Origin of the sequence: Marinobacter sp. (assembly GCF_039977835.1) — a bacterium.
Classification (GTDB): Bacteria; Pseudomonadota; Gammaproteobacteria; order Pseudomonadales; family Oleiphilaceae; genus Marinobacter.
This window is the reverse complement of sequence record NZ_JBDWCL010000043.1, coordinates 89,754-112,424: the sequence shown is the minus strand read 5'-3', so window position 1 is coordinate 112,424 and position 22,671 is coordinate 89,754. Positions and strand designations below refer to the sequence as shown.

Below are 22,671 nucleotides of genomic sequence, written 5' to 3'. Positions count from 1 at the left end.
TCGCCAATAACGTGCTGACTCCCCGTCTGTACCCGACCGGGGAGCCGCCCATTTTACGCCTTACTCCACCAACCCTGACAGATATTCGGAAAGCCGCTGGTAGGTGTAATTCACACGGGCATAGGCCGCCGACGGCATCCGCTCGAACTCCCTACCGCATGCCCTGCTGCCACCGTGTCGGTTCAGATAGGCAATGCTGATGAGATTCGGCTGATCCTCCACAAATTCGTTTGAGGTTTCGAAGGGGTAATAGAACGCCCAGTCGAAGCCCTCGGTGTTATTGACACCCTCCGTGGAAGCCATGGTTTCATCGAGGAAGCCGTATCGAAGCGGGCGCAGGCGGCTATCCCCCCGTATGTCGAACTCAAGCGCCAGGGACTCAAATCCGTCAGGATGTGGAATAGTGCCGGAGACGGTGTATGGCTGCTGGGCAGACACCACCAGTGCTGCATTAGCATCTTCCTTATCGATCTCCGTTTCGCATGACGAGATGCTGCTTAGCGTCATCATTTCTTCTACCGCCCCCTCTACGCGGCTGAAACTATAAAACGGCTCAGGTAAATCCTCACTATCAGGGTCCACTAAAGACAAGTCGTAGGGCTCGAGGGCTTCACCTAAGGTGGACTCTAGAGATTCGACCTTTCCATTTTTCACGGTCCAGTTATAGGTAATATCGGCAGGGCCGCCGAACTCCGTGGATGAGGGCTCAATGTCTGGGTGGCAGGTAGTTGTCGTTTCAAAAGTTGCACGCTCGTTCTGCCAGTCAAACACGAGCCGTTCGTCCGGACCTTCTTCCTCATAGAAAACAGCGCTCTGCTGCGAAAGTGAAATAGCCGGGAGCCACTGAGTACCGGTATCCGCAATTTTTCCGCCCGCGCTGATCAGTCGTGCCATTTCCCTTAGCGACGGCATCATGCAGCCGTGCGCAGTAATGGACGTTACTTGGCCATCCTCGGAATAATCGAACTCCAGTTCCGCAGACACGCTGAGATTCGACATGGAAGCCGGCAGCTCACCACCCTCGCCTCGTGCCAGCACCGTTTGGTGCTCAAGAATAACGGGATCATCCAGCTCAACTGGTACTTCAGGTAACGGCAGTTCGTCCACATTGACATTCTCATAGCCGCCCTGGGAGGCAGCCTCATCGACCACCTTCACCACACCCAGCGCATTTCGAACAAATGATACACCCAGCAGAAAGGATGCCTCCTCACTTAGATACCATTCCAGACCATCACTCTCGCGCAATTGATTGGCGGTACTCTCAGGGAACTGGCTAGCCATGAAGCGGGCAAACGCACGCGCATAGGCATGAGCCCGATGATCTACGGATTTCACATAGTCGCTCAGCAGGTTCACATTGCCCAGCGCGTCCGCCAGGTCGCTGGTGCTGGCCGTTAGATCCTGCACGCCAATCTCCCGGCGATGACGCACCAGCGTACTGAGCGGCGTAACATTGCGAACGCCCGGCGGGGCGCTAAGCATGTAGGCATTTTCCAGCACCACATCCCCCATGCGGGTCTGCTCCAGAGTCTGGCCAGGCAGAATCACCGCAAACAGGGGGAAGTCCCGCGGATCGATGTCCGGTGACACCGACGGGTCCTGTACCAGCTCCGTGGTGTCGAGGGTGAATTTGCCATCCTCGCCGGTCATTGCGGTGGGCTCGCCATTGGGCAGGGTGATTTCTGTGCCGGCACTGTTCTCGATGGTCATCGGGCCCGGGGTATACTGGCTGTCGCCGTCCATATCCAGCCACACCCGCGCATTACGCAGATAGCCGTCTATGACCCTGCCGGTGTAGGGCCTGGGCTCGCTGTAATCTTGAGCGTCAAAGTCGCGGCCATCCACCGGCGACTCGTCAGATTCCTCGCCGCATCCGGCCAGGGCAAGTGTAAACAGGGCAACTGATAGGGGGAGCAGGCGTTTCATTGCGGCAACCATTATCCTTGTTAGAGGTTGTGCCGCTACTTTAGGGGATGTTGCCGGGGTGAACCTTGATAGGTTTGGCAATTTGTAAACTTTGGTAACGAAAGCGCGCCGGCGGAGAAGCTCCGGCGGCGCGCTGGCACTTCAGGTCAGGCGTTAAAACGAGCGTGCAACGATTTCCTTCATGATTTCGTTGGTACCGGCGTAGATACGCTGAACCCGGCTGTCGGCCCAGGCACGGGCAATGGGATACTCCCACATATAACCGTAGCCACCATGAAGCTGAACGCACTCGTCCATGACTTTGCATTGCAGATCAGTGGTGTGCTGCTTCAGCATCGCCGCCGTGGGGATATCCAGCTTCTTCTCAAGATGCAGTTCCAGGCAACGATCACAGAACACCCGGGCGGCGGTGATTTCGGCTTTCATCTCCGCCATCTTGAAGCGGGTGTTCTGGAAGGCGATCACCGGCTTGCCAAACGCCTTGCGCTCCTTCACGTAGTCCAGCGTCCACTGCCAGGCGGCCTCTGCTGCGGCCACAGCCGTCAAGCCAACCTGGAGACGTTCGGCCGGCAGTTCTGCCATCAACTGGAAAAAGCCCTGGCCTTCCATGGAACCCAACAGTTTGTCCGCCGGCACCTTCACGTCCTGGAAGAACAGTTCGGAGGTATCCTGGGCTTTCATGCCCACCTTGTTCAGGTTCTGCCCCTTCTCGAAGCCTTCCCAGGCGCTTTCCACCAGTAGCAGGCTGGTTCCCTTGGCGCCTTCTTTGGGATCGGTCTTGGCCACCACAATGACCAGATCCGCCAGCTGACCGTTGGTAATAAAAGTTTTGGAGCCGTTAAGCAGGTAATGCTCACCCGCAGCATCCTTTACCGCCGTGGTTTTTACCCCCTGGAGGTCGGAGCCCGCGCCGGGCTCGGTCATGGCAATGGCGCCGATCATCTCGCCGGTGGCGAGCTTTGGCAGGTAATACTGTTTCTGCGCTTCGGACCCGTAATTGAGGATATAGGGGGCAACAATGTCAGAATGCAGGGTCCAGCCGATACCGGACAGGCCCGCCCGGGAAACCTCTTCCATGATCACTGCACTGTAACGGAAATCCGCCCCTACCCCGCCGTATTCTTCCGGCATCGTCGGGCACAGGAAGCCCAGCTTACCCGCCTTGGTCCAGAGCTCGCGGCTGACCTGGCCGTCTTTTTCCCATTGTTCGTGAAACGGGGCGGCCTCCTGCTGAAGGAACTTGCGGACGGAATCCCGGAAACCTTCAAGGTCGGCATCGAAGAGTGTGCGTGGAATCATGGTGAACCTCGGTGAATGACTGTCTTGTGATTGTCGTTCACCAAGTCTCGGGGGAGCGACGTTTTCGCTCAATGATGAAAAGCATCAATCGGGCTGACCAAAACCATCGCGCATGGTCAGTCGGGCTGCTTTGCCCTGAGCCGCTCTTCGCCCCAACGTGGCATCAGATCCTGAGGCAGGCCCAGATGGTCCAGCAGACGGGCGACGATAAAGTCCACAAGGTCACCGACGCCTTGCGGCTGATGATAGAAGCCGGGGCTGGCCGGCATGATAACCGCCCCCATACGGGTCAGACGCAGCATGTTCTCCAGATGCACTTCTGAATAGGGTGCTTCGCGGGGCACCAGGATCAATTGCCGGCGTTCTTTCAGGGCCACATCCCCGGCGCGCTCAATGAGATTATTGCTGGCACCGGTGGCCAGAGCGGACAGGGTCCCCGTGCTGCAGGGGCAGATCACCAACGGCGCCTTCTCGCCAGAGCCGGAAGCCGGCGGAGAAAACCAGTCTTCCCGCCCGAACACCAGCACCTGCCCGGGCCTGGCGCCCGCATAATGGGTCAGCACGTCCTGCATGGCCGGGGTATTGCCGGGCAACTTCAGCTCTGTTTCCGTGGCAATCACCACCTGAGCGGCCTTACTGATCATCACATGGACCCGGCAGTTCGCCGCTACCAGGCACTGCAGCAGGCGAAGGCCGTACTGGGCACCGGACGCGCCGGTAAAAGCCAGATTGATCACCTGCCGGTTGTCTGATGCTGCTGTCATGCGGATATTCCCTGATCGATTAGAAGGCAAACACGATGTCAGCCGGTTTTACGTTCCAGTTCGGTGATCAGCTTCTGATGGATTCCCCCGAAACCGCCATTACTCATGATGACAATATGGCAGGGGCCGGACACCTGTTCCAGAACCCGGTTGATCAGCGCATCCACCGTGGACTCCACGCGATGGCGGTCAGGCATTTCAGCTGTGGCGTTATAGCCGTCCACCAGTTCGGGCAGCCATTCCATCTGGTTGAGATTGGCCCAGATCACATGGTCCGCGGCCGCCGCGCTGGGCAACAACGTGTGCTGATGCACCCCTTGCTGCATGGTATTGGACCGGGGCTCAATGAGGGCGAGGATGGCCTCCTCACCCACTTTGTTGCGCAAGCCCTCCAGCGTCGTGGTGATGGCGGTGGGGTGATGGGCGAAATCGTCATAGACATGCACGCCATCAACGTCGGCCAGCAGCTCCATCCGCCGCTTGACCCCGGAAAACCGGCACAGTGCCGCCACGGCGTGATCCGGCGTCACGCCCACGTGGCGGGCAGCTGCAATGGCTGCGAGGGCGTTACGAACATTGTGCAGGCCCGTCTGCGACCAGCTCACCGTAGCGACAGGTTGTTCGTAGTGAACCACCATGAAACGGCTACCATCCTCTGCCAGCAGCTCCGCCCGCCAGTCGGCCATATAAGGCACTTCACTACCGACAGACGTGGCCTGCACGCTTGTCCAGCAGCCCAGCTCCAGCGCCCTGTCGAGATGGGCATCAAGTGCCGGGCGTACGATCAGCCCACGTGAGGGCACCGTTCTGACCAGGTGGTGAAACTGGCGTTCAATCGCCTCCACATTATCGAAGATATCCGCGTGATCGAACTCCAGATTATTCAGAATGAGAGTATGGGGTCGGTAATGGACAAACTTGGAGCGCTTGTCAAAGAACGCGCTGTCATACTCATCAGCCTCGATCACGAAAAAGTCGCTGTTGCCCAGCCGGGCGGAGACGGGAAAATCATTAGGCACCCCGCCCACCAGATAACCGGCTTCAAACCCCGCCTGCTCGAGAATCCACAGCAGCATGGCCGTGGTGGTGGTTTTACCGTGGGTACCCGCAACCGCCAGCACCCAGCGATGACGCAGCACCTCCCGGGCCAGCCACTCAGGGCCGGACATGTAGTCGATGTTCTGGTTCAGAACGGCTTCCACTTCCGGGTTGCCCCGGGACATGGCGTTGCCAATTAGCACAAGATCTGGCTGTGGCTTGAGGTTGTCAGGATCGTAACCTTCCATCAACCCGATGCCCTGGGCTTCCAGCTGGGTACTCATGGGTGGATACACGCCCTGATCGGAGCCGGTTACGGTATGCCCAAGCTCTCTGGCCAGAACGGCCAGGCTGCCCATGAAGGTGCCACAGATTCCCAGGATGTGAATATGCATTCGGTTGTCGACCTCTTGGATGAAACCTGCAAAGCGTCCCGTATAGAATGCGGGTCGTCAAGCGTTCGTTACGACGTTTGATGTCATGAAAAAAAACAGCGATTGGCGTATCATCTGCCGCATTCGACGAAACTGCAGGAGGCAACAGCCGGAAATGGCCACCAGAAACGCATTCTACGCCCAGTCAGGCGGTGTAACCGCCGTTATTAACGCCAGTGCCTGCGGGGTCATACAGACCGCTCGCAAACACCCCGACCAGATCGGAAAGGTCTACGCCGGGCGCAATGGTATCATCGGCGCACTGAAAGAGGAGTTGATCGACACCAGCCTGGAAAGCGATGACGATATCCAGGCCCTGATCCACACCCCTGGTGGTGCATTCGGGTCCTGCCGCCACAAGTTGAAGAACTTTTCTGAAAACCGGCGGGAATACGAGCGCCTGATCGAAGTGTTCCGCGCCCACGATATTGGCTATTTCTTCTACAACGGTGGTGGCGATTCCCAGGATACCGCCTACAAGGTATCGCAGCTTGCCGAGAAGATGGGCTACCCGATTACCTGCATCGGTGTGCCCAAAACGGTGGACAATGACCTGCCCTTCACCGATTGCTGCCCCGGATTTGGCTCAGTGGCCAAGTACATTGCCACTTCCACGCTGGAAGCCAGCCTGGACATCCGCTCCATGTGCGAATCCTCCACCAAGGTGTTCATCCTCGAAGTGATGGGGCGACATGCCGGCTGGATTGCTGCCTCCGGCGGCCTGGCCGGTCAGGGTGAAGGTGATCCCCCACACGTCATTCTTTTTCCGGAGGTGCCTTTCGAACGGGAGCGATTCCTCGAACGGGTGGATTTCTGCGTCAAGGAATACGGCTATTGCGTGGTGGTCGCGTCTGAAGGCGCCCAGTATGAGGATGGCCGCTTCCTGGCCGACGCCGGCGCCAAGGATGCCTTCGGCCACACCCAGCTCGGTGGTGTAGCCCCGACCCTCGCCAATATGGTGCGCCAGGCCCTGGGACACAAATACCACTGGGCGGTTGCGGACTATCTGCAGCGTAGCGCACGCCATATTGCCTCCGCCACGGATGTGGAGCAGGCCTACGCGGTGGGCAAGGTCGCCGTGGAAATGGCCCTTGCCGGCAAGCAGGCACTGATGCCCACCATCGTGCGCGAGCAGTCACGTCCCTATCGCTGGCACATCGGCGAAGCTCCTCTGGCGGACGTGGCCAACCAGGAAAAGAAAATGCCGATCCACTACATTACTGATGACGGCTACGGCATCACCCAGGATTGCCGCGACTACCTGGAGCCTCTGATCTACGGTGAAAGCTTTCCGCCGTTTGATAACGGCCTGCCGCGGGTGGCAAAGCTGAAAAACCAGTTGGTGGAAAAGCGACTGAAGGCCGATTTCCAGCTCTGATTGGCCCCAGACACAAAAACGGCGCCCGGTTGACTACTGGGCGCCGTTTTTTCTGGATTACTGTTCAGTTGGCCGTAGTACCCAGCCGTTCCAGGTACTCGGAAAAGTGATCAAACCCGCCGATATGCTCCTGCCCCACGAAAATCTGCGGCACCGTATGAACGGGCTTGCCTATGGTTTTCGACAGATCCTCTTTGCTGATCCCCTCCTCGACAATATCCACGTAGCGATAGGGGAAATCATTGATCTCGCAGAGCTGCCTTGCACGCGTGCAGAAACCACAGGAAGCACGGCCAAAAATGGTGACTTGCTCCATAATAAAACTCCTGGTCCGGAAAATAAGCGGGCCATCATAGCGTCGGATAAACCACATTATCATCGCACGTTTGCCCAAAAATAAAATTGATGGGCTGAATCGTGCCGATAGCAACAGACGATGCCGCTCAGGTTTTAAGTCGACCCAGCTCGGAATCCAGAGCCTGTACCTGCTCATCCAGCGTACGCCCGCTACCACTCACTCTTTGCGCCAGAGCTCGCAGATCATTGGCAGCGTCACCTATGCGGGTGAGGTTCTGGTTGATTTCTTCACTCACGGAACTCTGCTCCTCCGCCGCGGTAGCCACGTGGGTAACGTGCTCTACGATGGTTGTAATGCGCTCCACCACCGAAGCCAGTGAATGGTCAGCCTCCCGGGTACCGTCAACCGCCTGTGTAGCCCGGTCGACACCGCTCTGGATAACGGTAACGGCGCCACTCACATCACTTTGCAGCCCATCAATCATCTGACTGATCTCGTCGGTGGATTCACGGGTGCGCGAGGCGAGGGTTCTTACCTCATCCGCGACAACCGCGAAACCGCGGCCCTGCTCTCCTGCCCGGGCTGCTTCGATCGCCGCATTCAGGGCGAGCAGGTTGGTCTGCTCCGCGACCCCCCGGATAACCTCGAGAATCCGATTTATCTCCTCACTGCGTGTGGCGACATGGCTGATGGCGGTGCTGGCCTCGTCCATATCGCCCGCCAGCGCGCTGACACCCTCCAGGGCCGACGTCAGCGTGTCCTGGGTGAAGCGCACGCCGTCCTGGGCCATCTGCGCATTCTCCGCGGCTTCACCGGCAAACCCGGCCACCTCGCCTGCCGCCGCGGACATCTCGTTCATGGCCGTCACAACGCTCTCGATATCGTGATGCTGGCGGTCAGTCTGTTCATCGGTTTCACCGGCAATCACGCCCACATCGGTCGCCTGCTGCCTTACCTGGCGGTTGACCTCTTTCAGGTCGTTGATCATTTCCCGCAGCCTGCCAAGGAACCGGTTAAACCCGCCGGCCAGCTCAATCAACTCCGCATGGGTATCGATATCAAGCTCGCGGGTCAGATCCCCCTCGGCACTGGCCAGGTTCTTCATGCGATCACGAATCTCATTGAGGGGCCGGGTGACCGAGCGGACCAGGACAACCAGAACCACAATGGCGATAATGGATACCAGTATACCAACCATCGTCTGCCGCCCTGCAGTGGCCCCCACCTCGCTGGACAGCAGCCCGGTAATCTCGGCGACGTCCGCAAGGGCGGTTTCCCTGGGCAGCTCGATCAGCAGCGACCACTCGGTGTCGGGCAGGGCGATGTCTATGGGGTAGGACACTGCCAGCGTTTCCCCATCATCGTAAGTGCTATCACCACGGTGCAAAGAGGTGTATTCATCTGCCTGTTCTGGCAATGCTTCGGAGAGTGGCCGGCCCAGGTGATCATCGTAGTGGCTGGACGCAGCGATCAGGCTTTTATTGCTGAGCAGGGTGACGCGGGACTCACCATCGTAGAGTTCACGACTGACGTTCTGGACGGTTTTCTGGAGTGCGGACAGGTTGATATCAACCCCTGTCACACCGGCGAATTCGCCCTCCTTGAGGATAGGCATCACCAGGCTGGTCATGAGTTCGGAATAGCCCTCCTCGATTTCGTAGTCGTAAGGCTCCATGATGCAGGGCTTTCTGGTATCCCTGGAGCACAGGTACCATTCAGCCTCGCGAATTCCGAACTCGTTGCGCGCCTCCAAATACTTTGTCGCGGGGTCTTCGGTGCGACTGAACTTCACATCCCCTTCGGGCGTACGATAGTAATAGATCTCCAGAGTGCCTTCATCACTACTGTGATCTTCCACACCACCGGTAAAGTAACGGTCCTGGCCGTCATAGGCATCGGGTTCGAACTGAGCGTAAATGGAGCTCAGACTTTTCTGCTCCTCCAGAATTGCGCCGATGGTTTCCTGAAGGTCGATGCGGCTGATGCGTCCGGAGCTGTCCGCCTGAATGTTCCGGCTGACCACGTTGCGAACCACTTCCGGCGTCCGGTAGGCTGTGGCAAACATGCCGCTGACCAGCTCGCCGTACTTGCCGGCCGTTGCTCTCAGACGCTCGACGGCCATGCCTTGGACAGTTTCACGGGTTTCGGAAGTAATTCTCTGCTCCATCTGCCCCAGGGAGAGTTGCGCAGTTACAACAATGCTGATCCCCATAACCAGCAACAGGGTAATCACAAGGACATAGAGTTTGAATCGAAGTGACAGCTTTTTCATTGGTACAACAACCTGTTTTGATGAGGAGTCACCATTGGCCTATTTAACCCTGTTCCTGACGGCCCTGGCCGCCGCCACCCTGTTGCCAGCGTACTCCGAAATACTGCTTGGCGGCATGGTTACACAAGGGTATTCGCTCTGGTGGATCTGGTTCTGGGCCACAGCGGGTAATACCGCAGGCTCGGTGATCAATGGGGTTATCGGCAGGCAAGTGGATCGCTTTAAGCACAAACGCTGGTTTCCGGTGACTGCAAACCAGCTTGAAAGGGCCCGCAACCGGTTCAATCGCTACGGGCAGTGGTCACTGTTGATGGGCTGGTTGCCGATCGGCGGCGATGCACTTACCCTCGTGGGCGGCATCATGCGCGTGCCCTGGCTCAACTTTGTGGTGCTGGTGGGCATTGGCAAGGGCATCCGCTACGCCCTTGTGATATGGCTTGTACTGGAGGCATCCGGTGTCCCCGGGTCACCATAGAGATATTCCCGCAGCATATCTTCACCGTTAAATTCGGCGTTGAGCACTGCTATAAAGGTATAGACGCCTATCAGCTTGCGATTGAGAAACACGAACTCCTTGGGAGGCACCTTGAAGTAACGGTTGATCGCGGATCTTGCTGCCTGGCGGGCGACCCGCGAGGGCAGATCGCTCTGTTTCCAGCGGTACTGGCCCTTATCATTTACCGCGTAGTCCGGCCAACGGCTCTGATCCCGTGACAGGGGCTCCAACACCGACATGCAGACCGAGCCGAATTTTTCCAACACGTCCTCAGGCCACTCCCGACTCATGAAGCGGAGCTTCACGCCACCATCAATCACCGCATTCAGGTCACCCTCGTAGGACGCCCGGATCATCTGGATAACCGGATCAAGAAACGTCGACGAATACGACTGCACAGCGCCAAAATCCAGCAATACGATCTGGTCATGTTCACTGTCGGCACCACTCTCACCAGCAATGCGGATGCGGTAGTTGCCAAAATTGGGGTCCGTCTGGATTTCACCCCATACGAACAGTTCTCTGAAAAACAGTTCCAGCGCAGCCCGGCCAAGCTCGCCACGACGCTCCAGGGGCAACTCCCTGACGGCAACCGAACTGACGGAATGACCCTGTTCATAGGTAGACGCGATCACATGAGCGGTGCAGTATTCTTCCAGTACCCGGGGCACCACGAACCGGGGGTCGTCCAGCAACATCTGCCGGAATTTCTCGGTGGTGCGGGCCTCAAGGCGGTAATCCACCTCCCGGTGCATCATGTCCCGCACTTCTTCCAGCCAGTCATTGAACTCCGGACCGAATGACACCAGGCGCGCAACCCGGAGCAGTTGAGCAACCGAATTCAGATCGCTGTCAACGGCTTCATCAACGCCCGGATACTGAACTTTCAGCACCAGTTCAAGGCCGTCACTACGGCGGCGAGCACGATGAACCTGCCCCAGAGAGGCGGCGCCGATCGGGTCCGGGTCAACCTCCAGTTCCGCCAGCCGCTCGGCACCCAGCTCGTCTTTCAGCACACGTTCTATCGAGGCCCACTCAAGCCACGTGGTCTGGTCCTCCAGGGTGTGCAGCGCTTCTGTCACTTCCTCCGGCAGGAAATGTTCACCATACAGCGCCATCACCTGACCGATTTTGACCACACTGCCCTTCAGCTTGCCAAGCTCGTCCACCAGAAACTCAGCCTGGCTGGACAGCATGGCGCGATGCCTGGCATCCCGCTTGTCCTTATTGCCAAACCAGTTGGTGGCCATATGGGACGCCATGCGTGTACCGGCAAACAGCCCGGCCCTGGTAAGGGTAAGCCGGCGCTCGAAGCTTCCGGTCTTGATACGTGCAACAGAGGTGTTCTTTGGTCTGGGTGCCATCAAAAACCTGCCCGGTTCAGTAAGTGTCGGTGTTATCAGCCCTTAACAACATTATACGGATACCTCGTCGCTCAAACCTAACCGACGCGCCACCAAAATCATGACGGTAAGGCCAATGCAAACACCCTTCCCCATGTTTACTCATGGGAGGCACTGGCGGTTTACGTTTTTACACAGATCCCCAGGCTAAAGGCGTTTAGTATGAAGGCTATGGCTACAGGTATACCGCTGCCAAACAAAACAACAACAGAATCTCAAAATGACCCAGGGCACCAGCAGAACATCAGACACCAAGCTGTCCCAATTCCGGGTAAAGGGTGAAATCCCGGTGCCCCTGCTGATCGGGCGCCTGACCCTTGCGGCGGTGCCGATTCTTCTATTGTTTGCCTGGCGCTCTCTGGACCGCGGACTGACTGGCTCCGCCACCATTCTGATCGTCTTCGCCGTCCTGCTGAGTCTCAATGGCATTATCTATCTTGTCAGCCGTAACTGCACCCTTCAGCGCCGTGGATTTATTACGGTTATTACAGTGTTGTTTACCTACCTGGCTGTCAATGCGGTTGAGGATGGCTCTGCCATTATCTGGCTGTTTGCCTATCCCCCCATCATCTTTTACATCAGCGAAGCGAGAGTGGGCGTGATTGCCTGCGCGGGAGGCCTCGCAGCGGTAACCCTTCTGTTCAGCCCACTGGGAGACATGGCGTTCAATTCTCCGTACAGCACCAGTTTTCGCCTGACCATGCTGGCAGTGCTGGGTTTCGAAATGTCTACCTGCTACGTGCTGGATCAGAGCCGGCGACGCAGCAAGCTGGGATTACTCAAACTGGCAGCGGAATTCGAGTACGCGGCCAAGCACGATGCCCTTACAGGATTGGCAAACCGGCGCGAAGCCCATGAACAACTGGAGGCAGAATACCAGCGTTATCTTCGCAACGGTCGCCCGTTTTCAGTGATGTTGATGGATATCGACCTGTTCAAGTCTGTCAATGACAATTATGGCCATCATGTGGGCGATCAAACCATCATCATGGTTGCCCATACGCTGCAGGAACAAAGCAGGAAGGTGGATACCCTCTCGCGCTGGGGTGGCGAGGAATATTTAGCGCTTTTGCCGGAAACAGATGCAACTGAAGCCGTCCAGACTGCCCATAGAATACGCCAGAAAATTGCCTCTACACCGGTAAATGCCGATGGCCGGACCATCAATGCCACCATCAGTGTTGGCGTGGCGACTATTCAGGGCTCGGAGTCCATTGACCGCCTGCTACAGCGGGCCGACGAAGCACTCTATCGCGCAAAAACTCTGGGCCGCAATCAGGTGTGTGATTTCAGGGGACACTAGACCACCCGGCGACCCGGCGGATGTTGTCATGGGCCAGACCTGTCGCAAGCTCGCCAGACAGGGCGATGGTAACGTCACTGATGTCCACACCGGGAGCGAAGTCACTGACCTGGCACATGGACAGGCCGGCGTAGCCGCAAGGGTTGATGCGACGAAACGGCTCCATATCCATGGAAACGTTCAGCGCAAGCCCATGAAAGGAGCAGCCCCGCTTCACCCGCAGGCCGAGAGAGGCGATCTTGGCTTCGTCGACGTAAACACCCGGTGCATCAGGCCGTGGTGAGGCCGCAATTCCGAACTCCGCAAGGGTCCGGACAATGGACCGCTCGATCACGTCCACCAGTGCACGGACGCCAAGCTTGTGCCTGGTCAGGTCGATCATCAGGTAAACCACCAACTGCCCCGGGCCGTGATAAGTCACCTGCCCACCACGATCGACCTGGATAACCGGAATGTCACCGGGCGCGAGGATGTGCTCCGCCTTTCCTGCCTGCCCCTGGGTATACACCCGTGGGTGCTCCAGCAACCAGATTTCGTCGGGTGTGGAAGCATCCCGGCCGGCGGTAAAGGATTTCATCGCCTCCCAGGTTTCGAGGTAGGGCTGCTCTCCCAGTGCACGGACTATCAGCTCGTCCATCCGCTCACAGCACCATGTGGACCCGGCCACTGGCCTTAAGCTCCTCAAACAGCGCTTTAAGTTGGGGCTCACCGGTGGCAACTATGGTCAGATTGACCGAGGAGAAACGCCCACCGCTGCTCTCCCTGACAAACACGTCCTTTTCGGACAGCCCCGGAGCGTGCTGCTCAACCACCTCCACCACAAACTCCACAAAGTCCGGGGCGGAATCCCCGATGACTTTGATGACATAGTCACAGGGGAACTCGATTTTGGGTGCCTTTGGTTCACTCATCGCGGATTACTCCCGGGCGCACCGGCCCTTACTCAAACAACTGCATGAAGAAAAGCTTGATAGCGTCCCAGATGCGTTTGAAGAAACCTCCTTCAGGCACATCGCTGAGGGCAAGTACCGGCTGGTCAACCACCACTTCCTCGTCCAGTTTAACCATCACCCGTCCCAGCTCATCCCCTTTGGAGACGGGCGCCCGGATTACAGAATCCATTTCCACGGTGGACTCCAGGGAATCGCGTGATCCTCGGGGAATCGTTACGTGTACATCTTCCATGAGGCCGACTGACAGATTGTCGCTCTCGCCGCCCCAGACCTTTGCTTCCAACAGCTCCTGGCCATTACTGAACAGACGCTCTGTCTGGTAATAGCGGAAACCATAGTTAAGCATTTTCTGGACTTCCTGGGCTCGGGCGGCGGTACTGTTGGTGCCCATTACCACGGCAATCATGCGGGTGTCGTTTCGCTTGGCTGACGCTACCAGACAGTATCCCGCCTCCTCTGTGTGGCCGGTTTTCAGGCCGTCGACACTGTCATCGCGCCACAACAGGCTGTTGCGGTTGGGCTGGCGTATGTTATTGAAGGTAAAATGTTTCTGAGCGTATAGGGGATAGTTTTCGGGGTAATCATTGATGATCGCCTTTGCCAGCAGAGCCAGATCGTAGGCGGTCGAAAAATGGTCCGGTGCGGGTAAGCCGGTAGCATTGGCAAAACTGGATTCGTTCATACCCAGAATCTGCGCCTGCTGATTCATGATATCCACGAACGCACTTTCACTCCCGGCAATGAACTCCGCCAGGGCGACGGATGCGTCGTTACCGGACTGGATAATGACACCCTTCAGAAGATCCTCCACGGATACCTGCGTTCCCTCCTGCACAAAGGTGCGGGAGCCTTCGGTCCGCCAGGCGTTGACACTGATGGGCACCATGTCGGACATGGCAATCCGGCCCTCGTCCAGCTCCCGCTCAACGATGTAGGCCGTCATCATCTTGGTCAGGCTCGCGGGAGGCAGACGCTCGTGGCTGTTTTCCTCCATGATGACCCGCCCGGACAGCGGATCCATCAGAATATACGAACTCGCACCGATCTGAGGCGGTGAAGGGATCAGCACAGACTGCGCCGCAGCCGGCATTGCCGTCAGCAGGGCCAACATGAGAACTGCCGTACAGGCGCGGAATACGTTATTTATTGCCATGGGTCCATTCAATATCTAGTGGGTGACTGGTTCAGTGAGTATCGGTCAGCAATATTGACTGACCGAATCCCTGGTTTTCAAGCCGACTCTGGGCTTGCAGAGCTTCCTCTTCATCGCTGAAGGGCCCGGCCTGTACGCGATGGAAAAGACCTGAAGCGGTTTTCACCTCCCGCACTCTCATCGGGTCGCTGACCGCTTTGCGGGCGCGCTCGAGCAGCACCTCGGCCGGGCTGCGTTGGCTGAATGAGCCCAACTGGACGAACAGCGCCTTGCTGGCGCCCCCGGAGTCCGCCAGGCGCTCAGCCGGAACCGGAGCCTGCCGGTCGGGAAAGGGCTTTCCGGCCAGAGTCATGGAGCCATCCCGGTTAACGGTAATGGCTGCCACTTCCACTCTCGCCGTGCCCCTGCCCTGATAACCGAGTTTCTTGGCGGCAGCGTAGGATAGGTCAATAAGGCGATCGCCGTGGAAAGGACCGCGGTCATTCACCCTCACGATCACGGAGCGGCCGTTGTCGAGATTGGTAACGCGGGCGTAACCGGGAATCCTCAGGCTTTTGTGGGCCGCGGTCATTTTATACATGTCAAAAACCTCTCCGTTGGAGGTTTTATGGCCATGGAATTTCTCGCCATACCAACTGGCAGTGCCGCGCTGGACATAGCCGTCATTACTCTCGCGAACCCAATATTCCTTACCCCAGACGTTGTAAGGGGATTTGTTACCGGCTCGGCGGGGCTCCTCAAAGCGCGGGGTGGCATCTTGCAGACCTGAGGCATCAAAATTGCCGGCTGGGGCCCTGTCCTGAGACAGCGTGTACCTGGAAGAGTGATCCGGCCCGGGTGATGAAGCACATCCCGACAGAGCCAGAACGCCTGCGACAACCAATAAGAGATAGCGTGTAATCACGAGTTATTGCTCACCCCGTTTTGTTTTTCTGGCTGACTGGCCAGCTCGCGCAGTGCATCGGCCAGTTGAAATACAGCCATGGCATAGAGATGACTGTGATTGTAGCGGGTTATCACATAAAAGTTATGGTATGTCAGCCATAACTCGGGCCCATCTGCGCCTGCCAGGCGGATAGCCCGGGCTTTGGCGCTGCCCGCCAAATCGGCCTCAGGCCGCAGGCCGGCCTGCCGGTAGTCATTGACCGTCAGGCCCGGTTTGAGTTCCCCGGTCAGTAACGGCGAACCTTCCGGAAGGCTGTCCCGCACCTGCTCAGCGACGGGCTCGCCCTGTTTCCAGTGATGGGCCCGGAAGTAATTGGCTACGCTACCGATCGCGTCCACCGGATTGTCCAGGATGTCGACCACGCCGTCGCCGTCAAAGTCGATGGCGTAATGTCTGTAGCTGCTGGAGATGAACTGGCCATACCCCATCGCACCCGCGTAGGAGCCGGTCAGTTCTTCCGGATCAAAACCCTGCTCACGGGTCATCAGCAGGTATTGCGCAAGTTCGCTGCGAAAGAAACGGCTACGCGGGGGGTAATCGAATGCCAATGTGGCGAGTGCATCGAGAACCCTGTGATTGCCCTTGTATGTACCATACCAGGTTTCCACGCCGATAATGGCAGCAATGACAGAGGCCGGCACTCCATACTCGTCTTCAGCCCGCTCGAATGCTTCCCGGTGTTGCCCCAAAAATTCAACACCCTGATCGATCCGTTCAGGGCGGATGAAAATCTTGCGGTATTGGCGCCATTCCAGCGTTTTTTCGGCCGGCCGGCTGATGGCTTCCAGTATCGAATCCTTGCGCTCGGCAGAGGCAAGTAACGCTTCCACCCGACTGGCCTGAAAGCCGTAACGCTCCGCCATGTCACGAATGAAGGCCTGACCCTCGGGTGTTGTGTCGTACTGGGCCGTGGCCAGCGCCGGGGCGAGTAAAAGCGCAATCGCCACCAGACCGTTGCGCGCACTGTTTATGACTGCGTTCATGAATCTCCCTGCAAGTATGAGGCTGCCAAGATTATCACGGCCACCTGTGAAGCAACCATTACCCGCCGTCCATGCTGGCATGAACACCATCAGGCACTGATCATACGCCTGTGCGTCTGGATGGACATCAGCACCCCAAAAGCCGCCATAAGCGTAACACTGGAGGTTCCGCCATAGCTGACAAGCGGTAGCGGAACACCAACCACCGGCAGCAGCCCGCTGACCATACCAACATTGACAAACACGTAGATGAAAAATGTCATGGTCAGCGCTCCGGCCAGCAGGCGGCTGAATGAATCCTGAGCAGTGGCGGCAATGTACAGGCAGCGCAGAATAATCAGCAGGTAAAGCACCAGAAGAGCCAGCATACCGACAAAACCGAACTCTTCGGCCAGCACGGCCACGATGAAGTCGGTATGGCTTTCGGGCAGAAACTCCAGGTGCGATTGCGTACCCTGAAGCCAGCCCTTGCCATCCATTCCGCCGGAGCCGATCGCGGTTTTCGACTGGATGATATTCCAGCCGGCACCCAGGGGATCGCTCTGCGGGTCAAGTAGGGTCAGCACTCGCTGTTTCTGGTACTCGCGCATCACAAAGAACCACATGAGTGGCGCCGCCACAGACACCATTGCAAAAAAGGCGCCGATCAGTCGCCAGCTGATCCCGGCAAAGAACACCACAAAGATGCCGGCCGCCCCCACCAGCAGGGATGTGCCGAGATCCGGCTGCAGGATAATCATCGCCATCGGCACCAGCGCGATTACCAGCGCCACAGCTACATGGCGAAGACGCGGTGGCAGGTAATGGCGCGACAGGTACCAGGCCGCCATCATTGGCACCACCAGCTTCATAAGCTCCGAGGGTTGAAAACGCGGCAGCCCCGGTATAGCCAGCCAACGCTGCGCCCCCTTGGCGCCGACCCCCACCAGCAATACCGCAGCCAGACCTGCAACACCCGCGGCAAACAACCAGGGTGCCCAGCGCCTGAAAACAGAAGGATCGAGCTGGGCGAACACCAGCATGACGACCAGGGCCACACCCATGCGCACACACTGGGCCTTGACCACTGCCATGTTCTGGTCTGCCCCACTGTAGAGCACGATGAGCCCCCCGGCGATAAGCGCCAGCAGAAGCAGCATCAGCACGGGATCGATGTGCAAAAAAGACCAGATGCCCCGGGGGCCTGACAACGGATGACGCAGGGACTGGTTGAACGTGCTTCCAGTTGCCATCAGCGAGCATCCCCCTCTGGTGCACCCACCACCAGGGCCTCTCCTTCATTGGGAAAGCCCAGTAACCAGGCATCAAACATTGCCCGCGCCACAGGTGCGGCGGTACCACTTCCGCTGCCGCCATTCTCCACAATTATCGAAACAGCGATCTGAGGGTCATCCACCGGCGCAAAACCCACAAACATGGCATGATCCCGCAAACGCTCCCGGATCTCTTCCTCGTCGTACTCTTCGTCCTCCGCCAGACTGAATACCTGCGCGGTGCCGGTTTTGCCAGCCATGCGATATGGAGCGCCCTTGGCTGCACGGCGAGCAGTTCCCTTGCTGCCGTGCATCACTTCCGCCATGGTTTCCACGACATACTCCCAGTCGTCCGGGTTCTCAAGCTCGATGGATTGATGACTACCGGGTGGCAGAACCTCGTCAACCGACCGGTCGCCCCTGATGTCTTTCAGCAGTCGTGGCTCGGCCCAATTCCCCCGGTTGGCGAGAACCGACGTGGCGGTTGCCAGCTGAAGCGGTGTCGACAACATGTACCCCTGGCCGATACCGAGGTTTACGGAGTCGCCCGGGTACCAGGGCTCGCTGTGAACGGCCCGTTTCCAGTCCCTGGATGGCAGTAGCCCACTTAACGCACCCGCAACGTCCAGAGTCGCATCTTCGCCGAACCCGAATTCAGCGAGATACCGATGCATGGTGTCCACGCCCATGGTGACAGCCGCTTCATAGAAATATATATCGCAGGATTCGGCTACCGCTGACTTTAGATCAACCCAGCCGTGGCCACCCCGTTTCCAGTCGCGCCAGGGACGTCCGCCAGGAGTCAGCCGGAAGTATCCGGGGTCCCAGATGGTTTTGTCCCGGGTGACCGCATTGCTGTCCAGGGCAGCGATGGCAAGCATGGGTTTAAGGGTTGAACCTGGCGGGTATTGCCCACGCAGAGCGCGGTTGAAGAGCGGCTTATCCACACTACTGCTAAGCTCGCGATAGGCATCGACACCGATACCGGTTACGAACAGGTTGGCGTCAAAGCCGGGAACGCTTGCAAGCGCCAATATTCCCCCGGTCGACGGTTCAATCGCAATAATGGCGCCACGCCGGCCATCCAGCAGTTCATGCGCCAGCCGCTGCAGCCGTAAATCCATGTGTAGCCGGATGTCCTCGCCGGGCACGGGGTTCTCGCGCTCAAGCACCCGCAAAGTCCTGCCCCGCGCATTGGTTTCAACATGCTGGTAGCCGACGCGCCCGTGCAGGAGCTTTTCGTAGAACCGCTCCACACCGGACTTGCCAATATAGTTTGTACCCGCGTAGTTAACCGGATCAATTCGTTGCAGTTCCTCCCGGTTGATGCGCCCGACATAGCCAAGGGCATGAGCCGTCAGCTCGCTGTGGGGGTAGTAACGCACCAGCTCCGCCGACACCTCCACACCGGGCAACTCATGCCGGTGAACCGCCAGGCGCGCGATTTCCTGTTCGTTGAGATCATATCGCAGAGGAAGTTCCTGAAAGGGGCGGCGGGGCTCAAGCAGCCTCCGTTGAAAACGTTCCATGTCCTCGTCAGTGATGCTGAGCATACCCTGCAGCTTGGTAAGGGTCTCCCCCATGTCGCCAACGCGTTCGGGCACCAAGGTGACGCTGAACACCGGCCGGTTTTCGGCCAGCAGCACATCGTTGCGGTCGTAGACCAGCCCACGGGGCGGGGCGACCGACTGCACCTGGACACGATTCTTGTCGGAAAGCGTGGTGTAGATGTCGTGCTCAACAACCTGCAACTGATACATTCGCGCTATCAGCAGGCTCAGTAACACAAACACCAGTAGTAACATCACCACGGTACGCCGCTGGAAAAGGCGCCGTTCAGCTGCGATGTCTTTGAATTCTCCCCAGGGCATATACGTTTCCTAGGCCCGGTGGTATGGGTGATTGCGGGTGACAGACCAGGCCCGGTAAAGTTGCTCGGCAAGCAGAATACGCACCAGCGGATGCGGCAGGGTCAGTGCCGACAGTGACCATAGCTGGTCAGCTCTGGCCCGACACGCATCGGCAAGGCCGTCGGGGCCGCCTACGAGGAAGCTCACATCCCTGCCGTCCTGCTGCCAGTTCTCAAGCTGGCTGGCGAGTTTCTCGGTGGACCAGGCGCGACCACCCACTTCCAGCGCTATGACGTGGTCGCGGCGGCCCACAGCTGAAAGAATCGAGTCAGCCTCCCGCTGCATCAGCCGGGGGATATCCGGATTTTTGCCACGGTGAGCCATGGGTATTTCTGCCAGCTCAATCGGCATTTCCGGCGGCATGCGGCGGGCATACTCGTTAAAGCCCTGACTGACCCACTCGGGCATTTTCTGCCCTACACAGACCAGGCGTAACCGCATTGTTATTCGCTTCCTGCAACACCCAGATCCGGGGCATCGCGCCAAAGACGCTCAAGGTCATAGAATTCGCGGGTAGCCGGCATCATGACATGGACCACGACATCACCAAGGTCAACCAGAATCCAGTCGCTGGCGTTGGCACCTTCCACGTTGCTGGCTCTGACACCCTGATCTCTCGCTTCCGACAGCACCGAATCCGCCAGGGATTTCACGTGTCGGTTGGAGGTTCCGGAAGCCAGCACCATATAATCGGTTACACTGGTTCTTCCCCTGACATCAATAATGCTTACGTCCTGCGCCTTGACGTCCTCAAGCGCACCCACGACCAGTTCTTTCAGTTGCTCAGCCTGCATAATCACCCTGTTGGCGGGCGGCGGCGAAGGCGGCCGCCCGAAAAGTCATACTCAGACGGGATTGTAGCACTAAAAGTTCCCGCAAGGTCACACACCGTACAGTCCCTGGTGACGAATTTCCTGCCATACACTGTCAGGCATAAGATACCTGGGTGAGCGACCGGAAAGGATCCGCTCGCGGATACCTGTCGCGGAGATATCCAGCAAGGGTGGATCGAGCTCCAGTATATGACCGCAGGGGGCCTGACAGAGGGCTTCCACCCCGCTGACGGAGCGTTCGGCAAGCAGGCGCGCCGGCACACTACCCGGTGTTAGGCCGGGTCCTGGCCTCCGCACCACCACAATGTGCGCCAGCTCGGGAATGCGCTGCCATTCCTGCCAGCGATCAAAACCAGCGAAGGAGTCCGTACCCAGAACCATTGCTATTGGCTCGTCCGGGCCCAGTTCGGCACGGATCTGGCGCAGAGTCTCCGCAGTATAGGATGCCCCCTCGCGGCCCAGCTCGCGCTCGTCCAGGGTAAGCCCTGGCTCATCGGCTATGGCCAACTCCAGTAACGCCACCCGTTGCTCGCTGGTGGCGCCGGGAACATCCCGGTGTGGAGGTACGTGGCACGGCATCAGTGACACCTCAGGCACGCCCAGCCGCTCCCGGAGCTCCACTGCCAGGCGCAGGTGGCCATGATGAATGGGATCGAAGGTACCGCCGTAAATGACATGCATGCAGAATCAGGTCCGGATATGGCCGTCGCCGAACACCACGTACTTCTGCGATGTCAGGCCTTCAAGGCCAACCGGGCCCCGGGCGTGTATTTTGTCCGTCGAAATGCCGATTTCCGCGCCCAGGCCATATTCAAAGCCGTCCGCGAACCGCGTGGAGGCATTCACCATCACGGACGCAGAATCCACTTCCGTCAGGAACCGGCGCGCCCGGGTGTAATTCTCGGTGATGATGCTGTCAGTATGCTGCGAGCTGTAGCGATTGATATGGGCGATGGCACCATCCAGACCGTCGACCACTTTTATCGCAAGAATCGGAGCCAGATATTCAGTCGCCCAGTCCTCTTCGACAGCAGCAACCACATCCGTCAGTATCTTCACGGTGCGCTCGCAACCGCGGAGCTCTACCTCTTTCTCGCGGAACGCGGCCGCTAGCAATGGCAGGAGGTCATCGGCGATTTCCTGATCCACAAGCAGCGTTTCCATGGTGTTGCAGGTACCGTAGCGCTGCGTCTTGGAATTGACCGCCACCGCCATGGCTTTTTCCGGATCGGCATGGCTGTCTATATAAACATGGCAGATTCCGTCCAGGTGCTTGATCACGGGAACCCGTGCATCACGACTGATTCGCTCAATCAGGCCCTTGCCGCCCCGGGGAACAATCACATCGACAAACCGGGGCATGGTGATCAGCTCTCCTACCGCGGCCCTGTCGGTCGTCTTGATGACCTGGACGGCATTACCGGGGAGCCCGGCATTGGCCAGCCCTGTGGCCAGGCACGCTGCAATAGCCTGGTTGGAGTGAATGGCCTCAGAGCCGCCCCTCAGAATGGTGGCATTACCGGATTTCAGGCACAGGCTGGCAGCCTCTACAGTCACATTAGGGCGCGACTCGTAGATAATGCCGATAACGCCGAGAGGCACCCGCATACGCCCGACCTGTATGCCGGAGGGGCGATAGGTCATGTCGGTAATTTCTCCGATCGGGTCCGGCAGGGCGGCCACCTGGCGAAGCCCCTCGATCATTGCATCAATGCGTGCCGGCGTCAGCTCCAGACGGTCCAGCATTGCTTCATCCAGACCACTATTGCGGCCACTTTCCAGATCCTTTGCGTTTGCCGCGACCAGCTCGCTTCTCGACGCATCCAGAGCTTCCGCCGTTGCCACCAGGGCCTGATTGCGAACTGCCGTTGTGGATCGAGCGACCGAGACGGCGGCTTCCCGTGCCTGCCGTCCCACGTCAGCCATGTAAGCTGCAATATCCATCCGATTACCTTTAAGATTTTAGAACTGTTTGTGCGAATCAGTGACTAACTTTACCTTTCCCGTTTCAAGTACGCATCCCAAG

The 22,671-nt window shown here is 58.2% G+C and carries 21 protein-coding genes; 3 read left to right on the top strand and 18 right to left on the bottom strand.

Annotated elements, in window-relative coordinates:
• Window positions 1–60: 60 nt before the first annotated feature.
• The 4 genes from ABJM11_RS12660 to mpl form a co-directional block, all read right to left on the bottom strand.
• On the bottom strand, window positions 61–1,929 hold the full coding sequence (locus ABJM11_RS12660) for a hypothetical protein (RefSeq protein ID WP_348296252.1): 1,869 nt from the start codon (window positions 1,927–1,929) through the stop codon (window positions 61–63).
• A 153-nt stretch (window positions 1,930–2,082) separates the two neighbouring features.
• On the bottom strand, window positions 2,083–3,228 hold the full coding sequence (locus tag ABJM11_RS12655) for an acyl-CoA dehydrogenase family protein (RefSeq protein ID WP_348296251.1): 1,146 nt from the start codon (window positions 3,226–3,228) through the stop codon (window positions 2,083–2,085).
• A 116-nt stretch (window positions 3,229–3,344) separates the two neighbouring features.
• Window positions 3,345–3,992 carry a flavin prenyltransferase UbiX gene (locus ABJM11_RS12650; RefSeq protein ID WP_348296250.1) on the bottom strand — a complete coding sequence of 216 codons (648 nt, stop codon included), beginning with the start codon at window positions 3,990–3,992 and terminating at the stop codon, window positions 3,345–3,347.
• A 38-nt stretch (window positions 3,993–4,030) separates the two neighbouring features.
• Entirely contained in the window at window positions 4,031–5,425 is a 1,395-nt protein-coding gene (gene mpl / locus ABJM11_RS12645; RefSeq protein WP_348296249.1) for a UDP-N-acetylmuramate:L-alanyl-gamma-D-glutamyl-meso-diaminopimelate ligase, read from the bottom strand.
• A 154-nt stretch (window positions 5,426–5,579) separates the two neighbouring features.
• Here mpl and ABJM11_RS12640 point away from each other — a divergent pair, with 154 nt between their 5' ends.
• Window positions 5,580–6,842 carry a 6-phosphofructokinase gene (locus ABJM11_RS12640; protein WP_348296248.1) on the top strand — a complete coding sequence of 421 codons (1,263 nt, stop codon included), beginning with the start codon at window positions 5,580–5,582 and terminating at the stop codon, window positions 6,840–6,842.
• Window positions 6,843–6,906: 64 nt separating this feature from the next.
• On the opposite strand, the gene ABJM11_RS12635 is transcribed toward ABJM11_RS12640, so the two are convergent.
• Both ABJM11_RS12635 and ABJM11_RS12630 read right to left on the bottom strand, forming a co-directional pair.
• Window positions 6,907–7,158 (bottom strand): GrxA family glutaredoxin, encoded by a 252-nt coding sequence (locus ABJM11_RS12635; RefSeq protein ID WP_150993544.1) that lies wholly within the window; start codon window positions 7,156–7,158, stop codon window positions 6,907–6,909.
• Window positions 7,159–7,285: 127 nt separating this feature from the next.
• Entirely contained in the window at window positions 7,286–9,412 is a 2,127-nt protein-coding gene (locus ABJM11_RS12630) for a methyl-accepting chemotaxis protein (protein ID WP_348296247.1), read from the bottom strand.
• 34 nt (window positions 9,413–9,446) lie between these two features.
• Here ABJM11_RS12630 and ABJM11_RS12625 point away from each other — a divergent pair, with 34 nt between their 5' ends.
• The gene (locus ABJM11_RS12625; protein ID WP_348296246.1) at window positions 9,447–9,887 is read left to right on the top strand and encodes a YqaA family protein; all 441 of its coding nucleotides are present in this window, start codon (window positions 9,447–9,449) and stop codon (window positions 9,885–9,887) included.
• On the opposite strand, the gene ABJM11_RS12620 is transcribed toward ABJM11_RS12625, so the two are convergent.
• The gene (locus tag ABJM11_RS12620; RefSeq protein ID WP_348296245.1) at window positions 9,830–11,272 is read right to left on the bottom strand and encodes an AarF/ABC1/UbiB kinase family protein; all 1,443 of its coding nucleotides are present in this window, start codon (window positions 11,270–11,272) and stop codon (window positions 9,830–9,832) included. The genes ABJM11_RS12625 and ABJM11_RS12620 overlap by 58 nt on opposite strands.
• 259 nt (window positions 11,273–11,531) lie before the next feature.
• On the opposite strand from ABJM11_RS12620, the gene ABJM11_RS12615 reads away from it, so the two are divergent.
• Entirely contained in the window at window positions 11,532–12,614 is a 1,083-nt protein-coding gene (locus ABJM11_RS12615; protein ID WP_348296244.1) for a GGDEF domain-containing protein, read from the top strand.
• Here ABJM11_RS12615 and lipB read toward each other — a convergent pair.
• From lipB to ABJM11_RS12560, 11 genes are all read right to left on the bottom strand, one after another.
• Window positions 12,601–13,251 carry a lipoyl(octanoyl) transferase LipB gene (gene lipB, locus ABJM11_RS12610; protein WP_348296243.1) on the bottom strand — a complete coding sequence of 217 codons (651 nt, stop codon included), beginning with the start codon at window positions 13,249–13,251 and terminating at the stop codon, window positions 12,601–12,603. The genes ABJM11_RS12615 and lipB overlap by 14 nt on opposite strands.
• Before the next feature lie 4 nt (window positions 13,252–13,255).
• A complete protein-coding gene (locus tag ABJM11_RS12605; RefSeq protein WP_250090992.1) occupies window positions 13,256–13,525 on the bottom strand; it encodes a YbeD family protein in 270 nt (89 codons plus the stop codon).
• Between the two features lie 28 nt (window positions 13,526–13,553).
• On the bottom strand, window positions 13,554–14,720 hold the full coding sequence (locus ABJM11_RS12600; protein ID WP_348296242.1) for a D-alanyl-D-alanine carboxypeptidase family protein: 1,167 nt from the start codon (window positions 14,718–14,720) through the stop codon (window positions 13,554–13,556).
• 31 nt (window positions 14,721–14,751) lie between these two features.
• Window positions 14,752–15,621 (bottom strand): septal ring lytic transglycosylase RlpA family protein, encoded by an 870-nt coding sequence (locus ABJM11_RS12595; RefSeq protein WP_348296523.1) that lies wholly within the window; start codon window positions 15,619–15,621, stop codon window positions 14,752–14,754.
• Window positions 15,621–16,649 carry a lytic murein transglycosylase B gene (gene mltB / locus ABJM11_RS12590; protein ID WP_348296241.1) on the bottom strand — a complete coding sequence of 343 codons (1,029 nt, stop codon included), beginning with the start codon at window positions 16,647–16,649 and terminating at the stop codon, window positions 15,621–15,623. The genes ABJM11_RS12595 and mltB overlap by 1 nt, the downstream gene beginning before the upstream one ends.
• A gap of 89 nt (window positions 16,650–16,738) precedes the next feature.
• Entirely contained in the window at window positions 16,739–17,881 is a 1,143-nt protein-coding gene (gene rodA, locus ABJM11_RS12585) for a rod shape-determining protein RodA (RefSeq protein ID WP_348296240.1), read from the bottom strand.
• Entirely contained in the window at window positions 17,881–19,773 is a 1,893-nt protein-coding gene (gene mrdA / locus ABJM11_RS12580; protein ID WP_348296239.1) for a penicillin-binding protein 2, read from the bottom strand. The genes rodA and mrdA overlap by 1 nt, the downstream gene beginning before the upstream one ends.
• Before the next feature lie 9 nt (window positions 19,774–19,782).
• Complete coding sequence (gene rlmH / locus ABJM11_RS12575; RefSeq protein ID WP_348296238.1) at window positions 19,783–20,253, bottom strand: 23S rRNA (pseudouridine(1915)-N(3))-methyltransferase RlmH; 471 nt, start codon at window positions 20,251–20,253, stop codon at window positions 19,783–19,785.
• 2 nt (window positions 20,254–20,255) lie between these two features.
• Entirely contained in the window at window positions 20,256–20,606 is a 351-nt protein-coding gene (gene rsfS / locus ABJM11_RS12570; RefSeq protein ID WP_348296237.1) for a ribosome silencing factor, read from the bottom strand.
• A gap of 87 nt (window positions 20,607–20,693) precedes the next feature.
• Window positions 20,694–21,326, bottom strand: a complete 633-nt coding sequence (nadD, locus tag ABJM11_RS12565; protein WP_348296236.1) for a nicotinate-nucleotide adenylyltransferase — start codon at window positions 21,324–21,326, stop codon at window positions 20,694–20,696.
• A gap of 6 nt (window positions 21,327–21,332) precedes the next feature.
• Entirely contained in the window at window positions 21,333–22,589 is a 1,257-nt protein-coding gene (locus ABJM11_RS12560; RefSeq protein WP_348296235.1) for a glutamate-5-semialdehyde dehydrogenase, read from the bottom strand.
• Between the last annotated feature and the right edge of the window lie 82 nt (window positions 22,590–22,671).

What these genes read in the sequence shown, in the direction of transcription:
- ABJM11_RS12650 (WP_348296250.1), bottom strand. Translation starts at nt 3,992, where the DNA reads ATGACAGCAGCATCAGACAACCGGCAGGTGATCAATCTGGCTTTTACC.
- ABJM11_RS12620 (WP_348296245.1), bottom strand. Translation starts at nt 11,272, where the DNA reads ATGGCACCCAGACCAAAGAACACCTCTGTTGCACGTATCAAGACCGGA.
- lipB (WP_348296243.1), bottom strand. Translation starts at nt 13,251, where the DNA reads ATGGACGAGCTGATAGTCCGTGCACTGGGAGAGCAGCCCTACCTCGAA.
- mrdA (WP_348296239.1), bottom strand. Translation starts at nt 19,773, where the DNA reads ATGCCCTGGGGAGAATTCAAAGACATCGCAGCTGAACGGCGCCTTTTC.
- ABJM11_RS12560 (WP_348296235.1), bottom strand. Translation starts at nt 22,589, where the DNA reads ATGGATATTGCAGCTTACATGGCTGACGTGGGACGGCAGGCACGGGAA.
- ABJM11_RS12600 (WP_348296242.1), bottom strand. Translation starts at nt 14,720, where the DNA reads ATGGCAATAAATAACGTATTCCGCGCCTGTACGGCAGTTCTCATGTTG.
- ABJM11_RS12615 (WP_348296244.1), top strand. Translation starts at nt 11,532, where the DNA reads ATGACCCAGGGCACCAGCAGAACATCAGACACCAAGCTGTCCCAATTC.
- mpl (WP_348296249.1), bottom strand. Translation starts at nt 5,425, where the DNA reads ATGCATATTCACATCCTGGGAATCTGTGGCACCTTCATGGGCAGCCTG.
- ABJM11_RS12630 (WP_348296247.1), bottom strand. Translation starts at nt 9,412, where the DNA reads ATGAAAAAGCTGTCACTTCGATTCAAACTCTATGTCCTTGTGATTACC.
- rsfS (WP_348296237.1), bottom strand. Translation starts at nt 20,606, where the DNA reads ATGCAGGCTGAGCAACTGAAAGAACTGGTCGTGGGTGCGCTTGAGGAC.
- ABJM11_RS12640 (WP_348296248.1), top strand. Translation starts at nt 5,580, where the DNA reads ATGGCCACCAGAAACGCATTCTACGCCCAGTCAGGCGGTGTAACCGCC.
- ABJM11_RS12605 (WP_250090992.1), bottom strand. Translation starts at nt 13,525, where the DNA reads ATGAGTGAACCAAAGGCACCCAAAATCGAGTTCCCCTGTGACTATGTC.
- rodA (WP_348296240.1), bottom strand. Translation starts at nt 17,881, where the DNA reads ATGGCAACTGGAAGCACGTTCAACCAGTCCCTGCGTCATCCGTTGTCA.
- mltB (WP_348296241.1), bottom strand. Translation starts at nt 16,649, where the DNA reads ATGAACGCAGTCATAAACAGTGCGCGCAACGGTCTGGTGGCGATTGCG.
- rlmH (WP_348296238.1), bottom strand. Translation starts at nt 20,253, where the DNA reads ATGCGGTTACGCCTGGTCTGTGTAGGGCAGAAAATGCCCGAGTGGGTC.
- ABJM11_RS12655 (WP_348296251.1), bottom strand. Translation starts at nt 3,228, where the DNA reads ATGATTCCACGCACACTCTTCGATGCCGACCTTGAAGGTTTCCGGGAT.
- ABJM11_RS12660 (WP_348296252.1), bottom strand. Translation starts at nt 1,929, where the DNA reads ATGAAACGCCTGCTCCCCCTATCAGTTGCCCTGTTTACACTTGCCCTG.
- nadD (WP_348296236.1), bottom strand. Translation starts at nt 21,326, where the DNA reads ATGCATGTCATTTACGGCGGTACCTTCGATCCCATTCATCATGGCCAC.
- ABJM11_RS12635 (WP_150993544.1), bottom strand. Translation starts at nt 7,158, where the DNA reads ATGGAGCAAGTCACCATTTTTGGCCGTGCTTCCTGTGGTTTCTGCACG.